The sequence below is a fragment of the Salinibacter pepae genome, assembly GCF_947077775.1.
GTDB classification, from domain to species: domain Bacteria; phylum Bacteroidota; class Rhodothermia; order Rhodothermales; family Salinibacteraceae; genus Salinibacter; species Salinibacter pepae.
Map to the genome: position 1 here is coordinate 2,008,664 of NZ_CAMTTE010000001.1, position 13,872 is coordinate 2,022,535.

A 13,872-nucleotide genomic window follows, 5' to 3' on the forward strand; every position below is an offset into this window, starting at 1 on the left:
CACATGGATTCCTCGACGTTCGCGGCTCGCCTGTGTGTCAACCGCTGGTTTGCCGACGTGGCCCGTCGGTCCTGGGCCCAGGGCCTCGCGATGGCCCTTCTGGGGGGGCTGCTCGGAATGGCAGCCCGTCCGCCCCAGCCCGCGGCGGCCCAGTCTGCGCCCGGCGAGGAGGCAACCGTGGGGATCGTGCTCGGCGACTCCTCGCAGGCGCACCGACGGGCCGCAAATGCCATTCGGCGAGAACTGCGATCGCTCATGCGCCCGGAGCGCCGGGTGCAGTTTCCGGAGGCGTACCGTCGAGTCCTGGACACGGGAGGCAATGCGGATCTGAAGCGCCTGTTGAGCGGCGAGACGGGCCCCACGATCGTCGTCGCCGTGGGGCTATCGGCCTCTCATCGACTGGCCACGACGTCCAGGCCGGACGTACCGGTGGTGGCCGCCCACGTTCTGGCCCCGAGCCTTCAGGGGGTGCCGAGGGCGGGGGACGCCAGCGGCGCGGCGAATTTGACGTACGTCACCGAGCCGGATCTGGTGCGTGAGAACATGGCCCTGTTGCGGTCCCTGACGCCGGCCTCGGCCCCGGCGCTGCTGGTGCCGGCCCGCATGCTGGAGGCGGCGCCCGCGCTCGCCGACCGGATGCGCCGCCGGCTCGGCCGGCAGGATTCGTCGGACGCGAACTGGCGGGTGGTGCCGGTGCGCTCCACGGCCGAGGCCACGCTGGAGGCCCTGCCCGCCGGCACGGACGCGGCCTACCTGGCAACGCCCCTGCCGCTCTCCTCAGTAGAGCGGGACCGTTTGATCTCGGGCCTGCGTGCGCGACAAATTCCCGCGGCCGTCCATCGGGGGCGTGAACTCGTGGACCGGGGGGCGCTCGCGACGGCGTCCGCGCCGTCCGTCGATCCCGTTCCCCGACGCACGGCCCTGCACGCCGCCGACGTGCTCCGGGGCGCGGCCCCCGGGTCGCTCGCCGTGGCGCTTCCGTCCCCGCGCACCCCCTACGTCAACGAGGCGACGGCCCGCCGGCTCGGCCTCTCCGTGCCGGATGCCCTGCGCCTGCGGGTGACCCTGACCGGCACGCCCGCCCCGGCGCCCACGGACTCGATCACCTACGCGCAGGCGGTGCGCCGGGGCATCGGCGCGAATGACGGGCTGGAGGCCCGGCGGTCGGGGCTGGAGGCCGCGCGCGAGGACGTGCGGGTCGAGCGGGGCGACCTGCTCCCGCAGGTGCGAGTCGGGGCGCGGGCGCAGCAGGTGGACGCCGACCAGGCCGCCGCCAGCTTCGGGGCCCAGCCCGAGCGGACGCTGAGCGGGTCGGTGTCGTTCTCGCAGACCCTGTTTTCTCCCCAAGAGTGGGGCGACCTGGCGATCGCGAAGCGCCAGCAGGCGGCCGACGCGGCCGAGGTGGAACGCTCCGAGCAGGACCTTGCGCTTCAGGTGTCGAGGGCCTACGTGTCGGTCCTGCAGGCCCGCGCCCTGGCCCAGGTCCGCCGGGGCGACCTTGCCCTCAGCCGCGAGAACCTGTCGCTTGCCCGGGCCCGCCGGGAGTCCGGGCAGGTGGGCCGCCAGCAGGTGCTGCGCTTCAAGACCCAGGTGGCTCAGGCCCGGCGCACGGTCCTCGATGCCGAGTCGCGGGTTGAGGTGGCCCGGACCCGCCTTGCGCAGGTGCTGGCCCGGTCCCCCGACGAGCTGGTGGGGGTGGCCGGGCTGTCCCCCTCCGATTCCATCCTGACGCTTCCGGAGTCGGTCTTTGCGGCGTACGGCCACACGTCGGCCGCCCGCCAGCGGCTCACCGACTTTCTGCTGGAGGAGGGACTGTCGAGCGCCCCTGAACTGCAGGCGCTCGACGAACAGATCGCGGCGGCCCAGCGGGGCGTCGAGGCGGGGCAACAGTCGTACTGGGCGCCCACCGTGGCCCTGGAGGGGCAGCTCAACAGCCGTGCGCTGGAGGGCGGGGCGGGCACCGAGTCGCTGTCCCTACCCGGGGGCCCCCCGGGCGGGGCGGCCCTCCCGCAGGCCCCCAACACCACCTGGAACGTGGGCCTCTCCCTCAGCCTGCCGCTCTTTACGGGCCTCAAGCGCGACGGGCAGATTGAGCGGGGGCGCGCCCGGCTCAGCCAACTGAAGGCCCAGCGCCGGGAGGTCCGCTCCAGCCTCGAGGAACGCATCCGGGCGCGAACCGAGCAGGCCACGTCCGGCTACCTCAGTCTGCGGGAGGCGGAGGCCGGCCGGCGCACGGCCCAGGAGACGATCGACCTCGTCCAGGACTCCTACACCGCCGGCGCGGCCGACGTGCTCGATCTTCTCGACGCGCAGGAGGCGGTCCTCAATGCCCGCCTGGCGGAGGTCGACGCCCGCTATTCGTTCCTGCTCCGTCTCCTGCAGACCGAGCGGGCCATCGCGCGCATCGGGCCCCTCCAGACCGCCGACGAGCGGACGGCCGTCCGCGAGCGCCTCCGTGCCTTCATGGACGGGAGGCGGTAGGGGACCCGCCCGTTTCCACTGTTTTCTTCACCGACGCCACCCTTCGTCGATGCCTACGTCTTGTTTTTCGTTTTCGCGCGTCTCCGTGCCACCGGGGGGCGGGCTTGTGCTCATGATTGGCGCGGCCGTGCTTCTGAGCGCCTGTGGCGCCGAGAGCGCGTCCGCGCCGCCGCTGGAGCCGCCGGTGCGTCCGGTCAAAATGCACACCGTGCAGGAGGCGGGGGCGACGCCGGCCCGTGAGTACCCGGGCACCGTCTCGGCGGCCGAGACGGCCACCCTTTCGTTCGAGGTCCCCGGGACGGTCGTCGACCTGCCCGTGCAGGAGGGCGAGCGCGTCGAGGCGGGGCAGCTCATCGCCCGCCTCGACGGCACCGACGCACAGTCGCGCCTGCAGTCCGCCCGTGCAACCCGAAACGCGGCCCGGTCGGCGTACGAGCGGGCCAAGTCCCTGTACGCACAGGGCATCGTGTCGCAGCAGCAGCTGGAGGCGCGGCAGCGCGAGTACGAGGTGGCCCGGTCGCAGCTCGAGCAGGCCCAAAGCCAGGTGGCGGACACGCGCATCACGGCCCCGTTCGACGGGCGTGTGGCCGAGAAAATGGTGGAGCTCAACGAGAACGTGGGGCCGCAGCAGGCCGTCGTGACGGTGCAGGACCTGTCCCGGATGGAGGTGGTGATCGACGTGCCGGAGCAGAGCCGGATGCGCCGCGCGCTGCAGTCGGAATCGCTTGCCGTCACCTTCTCGATGCGTCCGGGCCGTCGCCTCCCGGCCACGCTCAAGGAAATCACGACGACGGCGGACCCGCGCACCCGCACCTACGAGGCGACGCTCACGATCCGGCCGCCCGACGACGCCGGCATCCTGCCCGGCATGACGGCCCGGGCCATCGTGGGGGGCGGGCCGGCCCCGGCGGCCGACGGGGCGGGGACGATTGCAATTCCAACCAGTGCCGTCTTTTCGAGATCGGGCGAGACCGCCTCCGTCTGGGCGGTGCGCGACTCGTCGACGACCGTGGCCCGCCGGTCCGTGTCGCTCGGAACGATGCGCGACAGCACGGTGGTCGTCACTTCGGGCCTCCGGGCCGGCGACCGCATCGCTGCCACCGGGGTCCACCAGCTCAACGACGGCCAACCCGTCCGTCCACTGGAGTGACCTGAAGAAGGCCCCTGCAGCCGACCGCTCTCTTTTTACGTGTTCCGCCGTGAGCCACCATGGACATCGCCAAGGCCGCCATCGAGAACCGGACGCTGACGTACGTCACCACGCTGCTCGTGGTGGTGGGGGGCGTCATTGCGTTCCTGAACCTGGGGCGCCTGGAGGACCCGGAGTTTACCATCAAGCGCGCCCTGGTGGTGACCCAGTACCCCGGAGCGACCGCCCACGAGGTGGAGGCGGAGGTGTCCGACCCCATCGAGGAGGCCGTGCAGGCAATGGGAAAGGTGAAGGAGATCAAGTCCCGCTCCAGCCGGGGGCGCTCGACTTTGGAGGTCGAGATGAAGAGTGACGTCATCGGGGATGCGGTGACGCAGGCCTTCGACGACCTGCGCGACAAGGTCAACGACGCTCAGGGACGCCTGCCGCCCGGGGCGGGCCCGTCCGTCGTGGAGGACGACTTTGGGGACGTGTACGGCATCTTCATGGCCATTACCGGGGAGGGCTACAGCAAGCAGGAGCTGAAGGACCACGCGGAGGCCCTGAAGCGGGAGCTGGTGCAGGTGCAGGGCGTCGCGAAAGTTCGCCTTTTTGCGGACCGACAGGAGACCATCTACGTCGAGCCGAACCGCGACCGGCTGTCGAACCTGGGGATCAGTGTCGACCGGATCGCGGGAAGGCTGCGCACCCAGAACATTGTCGTCGATGCCGGGCGCGTGCGGGTGGGGGACAGCCACATTTCGGTCCGGCCGTCGGGGGCGACGGCGTCGCTGGACGACCTGCGGTCGATTCTGATCGCGAGCCAGGGGGGACGCCAAATCTTCCTGGAGGACATCGCCACGGTGCGGCGGGGCTACGCCGCCCCGCCCCGGGCCCTCATGCGGCACGACGGCGAGCCCGCAATCGGCCTTGGCGTATCGACCGTCGACGGGGGCAACGTCGTTACGATGGGACGGGCCGTGAAGGCCCGCCTCGACGCGTTAAAGGCCGATCGCCCCGTGGGCATCGAGTACAACTACATCAACTTCCAGGCCGACGACGTGAGCGAGGCGGTGAGTGGGTTTGTCTGGAACCTGGTCACCGCCATCGCGATCGTGATCGTCGTGCTGCTGCTGGCGATGGGGTGGCGCAGCGGGCTCCTCATGGGGTTTGTGCTGGCGGTGACCGTGCTCGGCACGTTTATCCTGATGTACGCGACGGACGTGGTGCTGCAGCGGATCTCGCTGGGCGCGCTCATCATCGCGCTCGGGATGCTCGTCGACAACGCCGTGGTGATCGTGGACGGCATCCTGACGCGCCTCAAGGAGGGGCGGGAGCGGGTGGCGGCCGCCTCGGAGATTGTGGAGCAGACGAAGTGGCCGCTCTTCGGGGCCACGGCCGTGGCCATCCTGGGCTTCGCCGCCATCGGGACCTCCTCCGACAGCAGCGGGGAGTTTTTGGGGTCGTTGTTCCTCGTCATCCTCTACTCGCTGTCGCTGAGCTGGGTGCTTTCCGTTACGCTCGCGCCGCTTTTGGGGGTCGACTTTCTGAAGAAGCCCGACCCGGACGAGGCGGTGGAGAGCGCCCACGACGGGCCGGTGTACACGGTCTACCGCCGTCTGCTTCAGGGGGCGATCAACTACCGGTGGGTGACGGTGGCGGTCATCACGGGGCTCATGGGGCTGTCGATATGGGGGGGCGGGTTCGTCAAGCAGAGCTTCTTCCCCGACTCCACGCGGCCGCAGTTTCTTGTGGACGTGTGGATGCCCCAGGGCACGCACATTCGGGACACCGAAGATGCCGTCAAGGAGGCGGAGCAGTACGTGCAGGGCCTCGACGCCGTCACCCACGTCAGTTCGGTGGTGGGGCAGGGGGCGCTCCGGTTCGTGCTGCCGTACAGCCCGGAGCGACCCAACGCGTCTTACGCCCAGCTGATCGTGGACGTCGACGACTGGCGGACGATTTCCAGTCTCAAGGACTCGGTGGACGCCCGCCTCTCCGCGATGCTGCCGCGGGCCAACGTGTACGCGTTTCCGTTTGTCTTTGGGCCCGGGGGCGGCACCGGGCGCATTCAGGCACGCATCAGCGGCCCCAACCCCGACTCGCTGCGGGCCATCGCCCAGCGCGTGGAGGGCATCTTTCGGGCGCACGACAACACCAAGGCCGTCCGCAACGACTGGCGCAACCGGGTGGAGGTCACCCGCCCGCAGGTCGCCGAGGACGCGGCGAGTGCCCTCGGGGTGACGCGCCCCGACGTGGCGCGGGCCGTTCAGCGGACCTTCGAGGGCACCCGCATGGGGGTGTACCGAAGAGGGGAGGACCTGCTGCCCATCATGATGCGGGCCCCGTCCGAGGAGCGGGCCCGTGCCAGCAACATGAAGAACGCGCAGGTGTGGAGTCCGGTGGCGGGCGCGTACGTCCCGATCCGGCAGGTCGTCTCCGGGTTCGAGACCGGCTTCGAGGACGGCATTGTGTGGCGGCACAAGCGCGCCCCGACGGTGAGCGTGTACGCCGACCCCATCTCGGGGACGGCAACCTCGGTCTTTCAGCAGGTGCGGCCGACGGTGGAGAAGCTTTCGCTTCCGCGAGGGTACGACATCGAATGGGGCGGCCAGTACGAGAACTCGAACGAGGCCAATGCCTCGCTCTTCTCGGCGGTCCCGATTTTCTTCGTGCTGATGGTGCTGATCACGGTGGCCCTCTTCAACGCGCTCCGCCAGCCGCTCATCATCTGGCTGACCGTGCCCCTGGCTCTGATCGGCGTGGTGGCGGGCCTGCTCGCCACGGGGGCGGCCTTCGGGTTTACGGCCCTGCTGGGCTTCCTGAGCCTGTCGGGCCTGCTCATCAAGAATGCCGTCGTCGTGATCGACGAGATCGAGATCTGGAAGCAGGACGAACCGCTCTACCAGGCCATCGTGGGCGCGAGCGTCGTCCGGCTGCGCCCGGTCATGATGGCGTCGATTACGACGGCCCTGGGCATGATTCCGCTCTTTACCGACGCGTTCTTCGTGGCCATGGCAGTGACCATCACGTCCGGGCTGCTCTTCGCCACGGTGCTCACAATGATTGTGGTGCCGGTCCTCTACGCCATCCTCTTCGGCGTCAAGCGCCTCCCGTATTCGGAACGCTAGCCGGTCGTTTGCGGGGTGACCCGCCCCGCCCGACGCGAGTCTCTGGGCCGTTCGGGGCCTTCTCGGGCCGTGAGAATTGCACGGCGCCCCAGCCTGCATCGGTTCTTTTGACGGCCCACACTGCCGAGGCGGGGGCGGCACAGAGACGGCAGTTCCGATGAGGGCCCGTGGTGCGCGGGGACGAGGTCGCATCGTGGCCAAAAAGAGACGGTGTGGATGTGTCTCTGGGGTAAACTTTTATGGACTGTCGAGTCCTCGTGGACCTGCCCCGGGAATGGAGTGTTTTTTGCTCAACCTGTGTGCGGTAGGCACCCATCTCCATTTCCGTCCGTCGCGTCGATCCCATGATCCCCCGCCTGGTCCTTTGGGGCCTGCTCGCCGTCGGCCTGCTGCCGCACTGGAGCGGTCTTTGTTCCGCGGACGCCGCCCCGACGGACAGCCTTCAATACAGGGCGCCCGCCCCCATCGCTCAGGTCCGGCGGAACGTCGATGGGGACCGCATGCCAGACCGCGTGGGCGATACGGTGGTGGTCGCGGGGCGCGTGACCGCTGCGCCCGGTGCGGTGCCCCTCCCAGAGGAAGGCGTTGGGGCCCTGCAGGACGCGACCGCGGGGATTCACGTGCGCCTCCCGGAGGCCCGGGCCCTCAGCCGTGGCGACAGTGCGCGGGTGTGGGGCGTGCTGAGGCACGAGGCGGGACTGGCCCAGATTGCGGGAATCGGCCACGAGCGCGTGGAGGCCGCCCGGCGGACGCCCGATCCGGTGCCGCTCTCGGTGCCGTCGGCCGCGTCGGACCGCCACGAGGGACAGCTCGCACGCGTGGACGGCACGATTACGGCACGCAGCGCGAACCGGGGCGGCGACTACTTCGTCCTCCGCGAGGACGAGTCGTCCGACGCTCAGCTCACCGTGTTCGTGTCGAACCAACACACGGAGCGCATCCGTCTGGGGCGGTTCGACGAGGGCGACCGGGTGGAAGTGACGGGCATCATCAGTCAGTACGATCTTTCCTACCAGATCCTCCCCCGCGGCGAAGACGACCTGGCCCACGTCGGGCAGGCGTGGACCTACCTGCGCTGGGCCCTGCTGGGCGTCGGAGGGCTTGGCGTGGTCTCGGTTGCGGTGATCCTGTTCCTACGGTCCGCCGTGCGGCGCCGAACCCGAGAGTTGACCCGGCGGGAGGCGGAGCTGAAGGACCGGCAGATGAAAGTGGAGGCCCTCTACTCGGCGACCGATCACCTGCTCCGGGCTGCCAGTCGCACGGAGGTCGCGGAGGCCCTCATTGACCTCGTCCGGGAGGTGCTGGGCTATCGGGGCGTGTCGGTGCGCTTCGCCGAGGACGGGGCCCTGAAGGCGTTCGACGTGTCGGCGGCTACCTTCACGTTCATGCCCGAGCGGCCGGATTTTAACATTGAGGGGGACAGTGCCGTCGCGGAGGTATACCGGAGCGGCAACACGCTCGCGGTTGACGACGTGGAGGAGGCGGAGGCGGGCGACCCGGCTGCGCACGGCGACCTGCGATCGGTCGTGGTGGTCCCGATCGGCGCGCACGGCACCTTCGCGGTGGCGTCGCCGGAGCCCGGCGCGATCAGTGGGTTCGACACGCACCTGATTGAGGTGCTCGGAAGCTACGCCACGGCGACGCTCGACCGACTCGACCGGGAGGAGGCCCTGCGTGCGGCGAAGGATGAGGCGGAGCGGGCCCGAACGGAGGCGGAGGTGGCGCGGGATCAGGCCGAGGAGGCGGCCCGGCTGAAGTCGGCCTTCCTGGCGAACATGAGCCACGAAATCCGCACGCCCCTCACCTCGATCATCGGGTTTGCCGAGGCCCTCGGCGACGAGGTCGGCGCCGGGGACGGCAATACCGGTCGGTTTGCCGGGCTCATCGAGCGGAGCGGGCGCCGCCTGCTCGACACGCTCGACGGGGTGTTGAACCTCTCAAAACTGGAGGCGGGGCAGATGGGGCTCGAAACGGAGCCGGTCGACCTGGTCAGGAAGGCGCGCCGCGCCGCCGAGGAGCTGCGGCCGCAGGCGACAGAGAAGGGGCTGGGGCTGACGGTCGAGACGGGCCGCCCGGAGGTGTGGGCCCGCGCCGATGCGGGCAGCGTGCAGATCGTGCTACAGAACCTGGTCTCCAACGCCATCAAGTACACCGAGGAGGGAGGCGTCTACGTCCGGGTGTTTTGGGCGGACGGCTGGGCGGTCTTGGAGGTTGAGGACACCGGGATTGGGATGGACCCGGCGCTGGCCGACGATCTGTTCAAGCCGTTCCGGCAGGCGTCGGAGGGCCTCGGCCGGGCCTACGAGGGCAGCGGCGTGGGGCTGGCGGTGACCCAGAAGGCGACGGAGGAGATGGGGGGGCAGGTCGACGTCGAGACGGCGAAAGGGGCCGGCAGCTGCTTCACCGTGCGGCTTCCCAAGGCCACGTCGCCGGAGGCCGAAGTGGCCGAGGGCGGGACGACCGAATCGATGGGGGAGGCGTAGGACCTCCCATGCCGAGCATGGTCCCGCCCATCGGTTCTGCGCCGCGCGCGGCCCAAGCCTACTCGCGGTCCACCTCGGCGCCGGTAACCTCGAAGCGCGCCCCGCCGTCGCGCCCCTCCGTCAGGGCGAGGGCCCATCCGTGGGCGTCCACGATGGTCTTCACGATGCTCAGGCCGAGCCCCGTGCCCTCCTCGTCCGACGAGTACCCGGCCTTGAGCACCTCCTCCTGCTGATCGGACGGGATGCCCGGGCCGTCGTCCTCCACGAAGAACCCGTCGTCGAGCGCGCCGATCCGGAGGGTTACGTCCTCGCCTCCGTGCTCGATGGCGTTGCGGAACAGGTTTTCCAGAAGCCGCTGGAGGCGGTTTGCGTCGGCGCGCACACGGGGGGGGTCGTCGGCCACGAGGCCGGCCTCCGGCACGTCGACGCGCTCCCAGCACGACGCAATCAGGGAGGCAAGGTCACAGTATTCTAGGTCCTCGTCGCTGAGTTTTTGCCCGCCCCAGGTAATTGCCAGCAGGTCCTCGATGATCTCGTCCATCCGCTCCAGGGCCCGGTCGATGGCCGAAAGGTGGCTCAGGTCCTCCGTGTCCTTCACGAGCTCGAGGCGGCCCTTCGCCACGTTGAGTGGGTTTCGGAGGTCGTGGGCCACGAGGCCGGCGAAGTTATCGAGCCGTTCGTTCTGGCGCTCAAGCTGCTCGGTGGCGCGGCGGTGCTCGAGCTCGTAGCTCGCCCACCGGGACATCAGCTCCACGAAGGTCCGCTCCCGCTCCGTGAACGCGGTGGGGCGGGCGCCGGAGGCCGCGAAGCACAGCGTGCCGTAGAGCGTCCCGTCGACCAGGATTTGCGAGCCGATGTAGGTGCCCAACCCGAATTTCTCGTGGGCCGGGTCGCTCGTCCAGCCCGCAGCCGCGGCGTCCTGCACGGCCAGCAGGGTCCCCTCCTCCACCGTCTTTCGGCAGTACGATTCGGAGAGGGGGCACGACTTGCCGGGTTGGAGCAACGGGTGGTCCCCCGTCGCCTGGAGGATGTGCTGCGTGCCGTCCGAGATGCGGGTCAAAAACCCGTACGGGAGGTCCAGGTACGCGCACCCGAGCTCAATGAGGCGGCGCACCTTGTCGTCGAAGGAGGCGTTTCGGTCGGCGGTGATGCGGTACATCGACCGCAGGGCGTCCTGCTCGTCGCGCAGCGTCTGCTCCCGTTCCTTCTGCTCGGTGATGTCGGTGTAGATCGCATACCCTTCCGGCGTCTCGCTATCGGAAAACAGCACCGAGTTGAGCCGGAAGTGCCGGCGCCCTTTGTTCGTTTCGCGGATCACTTCGGCCTGCACACTGCCCTCCTCCACGGCCCGTCGGGTGAGCGTCTCGGCCTGGGAGAGCCGTTCGTCGGGGGCGAGAAGCGCATCGAGGTCGTGGCCGACCACCTCGCTCCGGGATACGCCGAAGGCCTCCTCGAACGCCACGTTGGCGCCACGGGCGATGGCGGCCCCGCCCTGTACCTCGTAGTGCACCACCGGGCTCGGCAGGCCCGTGTACAGCGCCGCCAGCCGGTCGCGTTCGAGCCGGAGCGTTTCGTCCTGGGCCGTAGACAGGGGCGCCATCCGCGCAATGCCCACGACGCAGTTTGGCGGCCCCACGTCGCCGGACAGCGGCCGCGCAGTGAACGTACACGGGCGGGGGGGGCCTTCGCGAGGAAGAAGCGCAACCTCCGCCGGTGCGGTGTCGCGCCCCGCCCGCACGGCACCGAGGGCCTGTTCGACGGCCGCGGCGTCGCCCTTCCCGAACAGTTCCGGCAGGCTTTTTCCGCGGAGGGCAGCGGCCGAGTGCCCGGTGGCCTGTTGGAGGGGAGCGTTGCCCCACGCGAGTGTGTTCTGCGGGCCGAACACAAACACCGGATCGGGCATGGCCGCCAGCACGGCGTCCGCGAAGTCGGACTGTTCGGGCAGAGGTGGGGGGGGCTCCGCGCCTGTATGGTCGTCGGGCGGGGGGCCGCCCTGCGTCTCGCTTGCGGGCATTGCGGTGCGGGCTGGAGCAAAAGGGAGACGTGAAGCGCGCCGCCCGGCAGGCGGTCAGCGAGCGCTTCACTTTGGGGCTTCACGTTCGTTTTGTATTGGTGTCCTACTACGACTCTCCCAGGCCAACGATTCGGCCAGCGCGAAGGCCCTGGGCAAAGTATAGAGAACAGCAAGATTAGTGCCAGGTTCGGGACGCAACGGGGGCGTGGCGGGCGGCCCGCAACAGGCCGGGGCGACACTACGCCGCGGTGCCGTTTTCGTGCTCCTGGATGCGGGTGAGCGAGGCCTCCAGTGCGTCGCGGTGGATCACCTCGCCGGTGTTGGGCTGCACCTGTCCAAATTCGAGCACACCGGTCGGGCACGTCTCCACGCACGCCGAGCACCGGACGCACTCCGGGTCGTCCATCGGCGTGCCCGTCTGGGCGTACGCCATCACGTCGATGCCCTGGTGGCAGACGCTCGTGCACTGGTTGCACGAGATGCACTTCTTCTTGTCCGCCAGGATGCGGAAGCGGCTGAACCGGTGGTAGATGTGCATAATCGCCGCCAGGGGACAGAAAAAGCGGCACCAGAAGCGCCCGCTGAGCCAGAAGTACACCCCGAAGCCCACCATGCCGGCCAGCAGAATGTCCACCACCCAGCTGTAGCCCAGGCCGAGGCCCCCGCCGTAGAGGACGGCCCGGTAGGCCTCCGCCGCCCCGCTGCCCGGCCAGATCCACCCGCCGATGCGCAGGACCAGCAGCGCAAACGCCACCCCCATGATGACCTGCCCCGCCAGGTTGAGCTTATTCCAGCCGGGGCCGTGCGGCATCTTCTCGCGGTGCTGGTCGCCGAGGGTCTCGGCCAGGGCGCCGCAGGTGCAGATCCAGCCGCAGTAGGCCCCCTTCCCCCAGAAGTAGATCATCCCGGGGATCAGCACGAAGGTCTGCACGAAGCAGATGGCGAGCCACCACCAGAGCGGGTCGGTGGTGAACACGTTCCAGATGAAGAGGGGCCAGGCCAAGATAAAGCCGTAGGCCCGCCAGTACTGGCGCCCGTGGACCGCGTACTCGCTGGTGGGGAAGAGGGCGTCGAGGACGCCGGTGGGCAGGAGGCCGTTCGCCCCGAGGTAGGGAAGGACGAATTCCGGAAGGATGAAGAGCGGCAGCACCTGAATGCCCATCAGGGTAAGGGTCTGCACCTTGATGTAGGGCGTTTTGCGCCGCCGGATGCGTTTGACCCCGAAGACGACCACGAGCGCCGAGTAGGCGAACGTGTAGTAGAAGCCCGGCTTCTGCATCGACGTCAGCAGAATGTCGAGCGCGCCCGTTCCGCTCGTGTCGGGGGACCAGCCGAACGGGAAGAACCCGGTGGCCTGCGCCCACTGGCCCACCCAGCCGCCGTCCTTCCAGCTGTAGACGGCCACCATGAAGAAAAAGAAGGCCGCAAACGCCGTGATGCGGTCCCAGCGCAGGTCTTTGAGCCAGGCGAGCCCCGAGAGCGCCTCGTTCAGCGAGTCGGGCACCTCGCCCCAGTCGTTGCGCAGCTCGATGCCGGAGCGGCGGAAGAAGTCGAGCGGCGCCTCCCGCCCGACCGTCGCGAAGACGTGGTCCGCGTCGACCGTCTCCGTATCGCCGTTTTCGTCGGAGAGGACGACCTCGGCCTCACGGATCTCCTCCACGTCGGTCGGCATCTTGAGGGTGAGGCTGCCCTCGCCCTCGTGGTACGTGGCCCGCTCGTAGAGGCGCTCCACGTTCGTCTCCTTCGGCCGCACGAACTCGTCGCGCCGGTACGAGAGGGTGACGTCCGCCCCCGCCTCCGTGAGCGCAGTGGCCGCTTCCGCCGCCGAGTCGCCCCCGCCGATGACCAGGGCCCGGTCGCCGCGGCACCGCGTGGGGTCGTGCAGGCGGTGCTGCACGTGGTCCTTGTCCTCGCCGGGCACGTCCAGGCTTCGGAAGTTGCCGCTCCGCCCGATGGCCACGATCACGCGCTGGCCCCGGATGCGATCCCCATCGGTCGTGACCACCGCGTGGCCCTCGGGGGCCGGGTCGATCCGGTGGGCCGTCGCGTGCCGCACCGGAAGGTCCTTTGTCTGGGCCTCCAACTCGTCAACGAGCGCCTCTTTCACCTGCGCGGTCACCTCGAGGTCGCTCGCCGGCGTCATTGCCTCCGGGTAGGTGTAGATCGGCTTGCCGGCCTGAAAGTCCTTGATCGTCGCAAACCGGCGCTGCGACTCCAGGACGCAGAAAGAGAGCCCGCTCGTTCGGGCCTCCCGGGCGGCGGCCATGCCGCTGGCCCCCGCGCCGATGATGACCACGTCGTACGGCCCGTCCGCGCCCGTCGGCTCCACGGGGTCGATGCCCCGCGTGAGCAGGTCCCGCACGGCCCGCGCGCCGCCGTCGACCGAGAATTTGAGGAGGGGGACCCCAGCCAGGTCGCCCACGACGTACACCCCGTCGACGTTGGTGCGAAAGTGGTCGTCGACCTTGGGAAGTTTTTCGGGCGTGCCGGCGGGCCACTGCAGGTGGAGCCAGTTGGCGTAGCGGGCGAGCGCGTCGAGCATGGGAGCTACAGAACGGTAGGGCGAAGGCCAAGGCGGGAGAAGCGTCCGTGGACCCCAAGCACGTGGACCCCAAACATGTGGTCGGGGCCTAC

At 69.6% G+C, this 13,872-nt stretch carries 6 protein-coding genes; 4 read left to right on the forward strand and 2 right to left on the reverse strand.

Going from position 1 to position 13,872, the window contains the following annotated elements:
• The first annotated feature begins 3 nt into the window (after positions 1–3).
• The 4 genes from OJA40_RS08505 (at position 4) to OJA40_RS08520 (ending at position 9,224) form a co-directional block, all read left to right on the forward strand.
• Positions 4–2,481 carry a TolC family protein gene (locus OJA40_RS08505; protein WP_263809400.1) on the forward strand — a complete coding sequence of 826 codons (2,478 nt, stop codon included), beginning with the start codon at positions 4–6 and terminating at the stop codon, positions 2,479–2,481.
• A gap of 49 nt (positions 2,482–2,530) precedes the next feature.
• Positions 2,531–3,631, forward strand: coding sequence for an efflux RND transporter periplasmic adaptor subunit (locus tag OJA40_RS08510; RefSeq protein ID WP_263809399.1), 1,101 nt, complete (start codon positions 2,531–2,533; stop codon positions 3,629–3,631).
• A 59-nt stretch (positions 3,632–3,690) separates the two neighbouring features.
• A complete protein-coding gene (locus OJA40_RS08515; RefSeq protein WP_263809398.1) occupies positions 3,691–6,741 on the forward strand; it encodes an efflux RND transporter permease subunit in 3,051 nt (1,016 codons plus the stop codon).
• Between the two features lie 500 nt (positions 6,742–7,241).
• A complete protein-coding gene (locus OJA40_RS08520; RefSeq protein WP_263810315.1) occupies positions 7,242–9,224 on the forward strand; it encodes an ATP-binding protein in 1,983 nt (660 codons plus the stop codon).
• A gap of 58 nt (positions 9,225–9,282) precedes the next feature.
• Here the strand turns inward: OJA40_RS08520 and OJA40_RS08525 are convergent, their stop codons facing one another.
• Positions 9,283–11,238 (reverse strand): sensor histidine kinase, encoded by a 1,956-nt coding sequence (locus OJA40_RS08525; protein ID WP_263810316.1) that lies wholly within the window; start codon positions 11,236–11,238, stop codon positions 9,283–9,285.
• Between the two features lie 238 nt (positions 11,239–11,476).
• Complete coding sequence (locus tag OJA40_RS08530; RefSeq protein WP_263810317.1) at positions 11,477–13,780, reverse strand: FAD-dependent oxidoreductase; 2,304 nt, start codon at positions 13,778–13,780, stop codon at positions 11,477–11,479.
• Between the last annotated feature and the right edge of the window lie 92 nt (positions 13,781–13,872).

Bases quoted from the DNA above. Each gene is read 5' to 3' on its own strand.
- OJA40_RS08510 (WP_263809399.1), top strand. From the start codon at position 2,531: ATGCCTACGTCTTGTTTTTCGTTTTCGCGCGTCTCCGTGCCACCGGGG.
- OJA40_RS08515 (WP_263809398.1), top strand. From the start codon at position 3,691: ATGGACATCGCCAAGGCCGCCATCGAGAACCGGACGCTGACGTACGTC.
- OJA40_RS08505 (WP_263809400.1), top strand. From the start codon at position 4: ATGGATTCCTCGACGTTCGCGGCTCGCCTGTGTGTCAACCGCTGGTTT.
- OJA40_RS08520 (WP_263810315.1), top strand. From the start codon at position 7,242: ATGCCAGACCGCGTGGGCGATACGGTGGTGGTCGCGGGGCGCGTGACC.
- OJA40_RS08530 (WP_263810317.1), bottom strand. From the start codon at position 13,780: ATGCTCGACGCGCTCGCCCGCTACGCCAACTGGCTCCACCTGCAGTGG.
- OJA40_RS08525 (WP_263810316.1), bottom strand. From the start codon at position 11,238: ATGCCCGCAAGCGAGACGCAGGGCGGCCCCCCGCCCGACGACCATACA.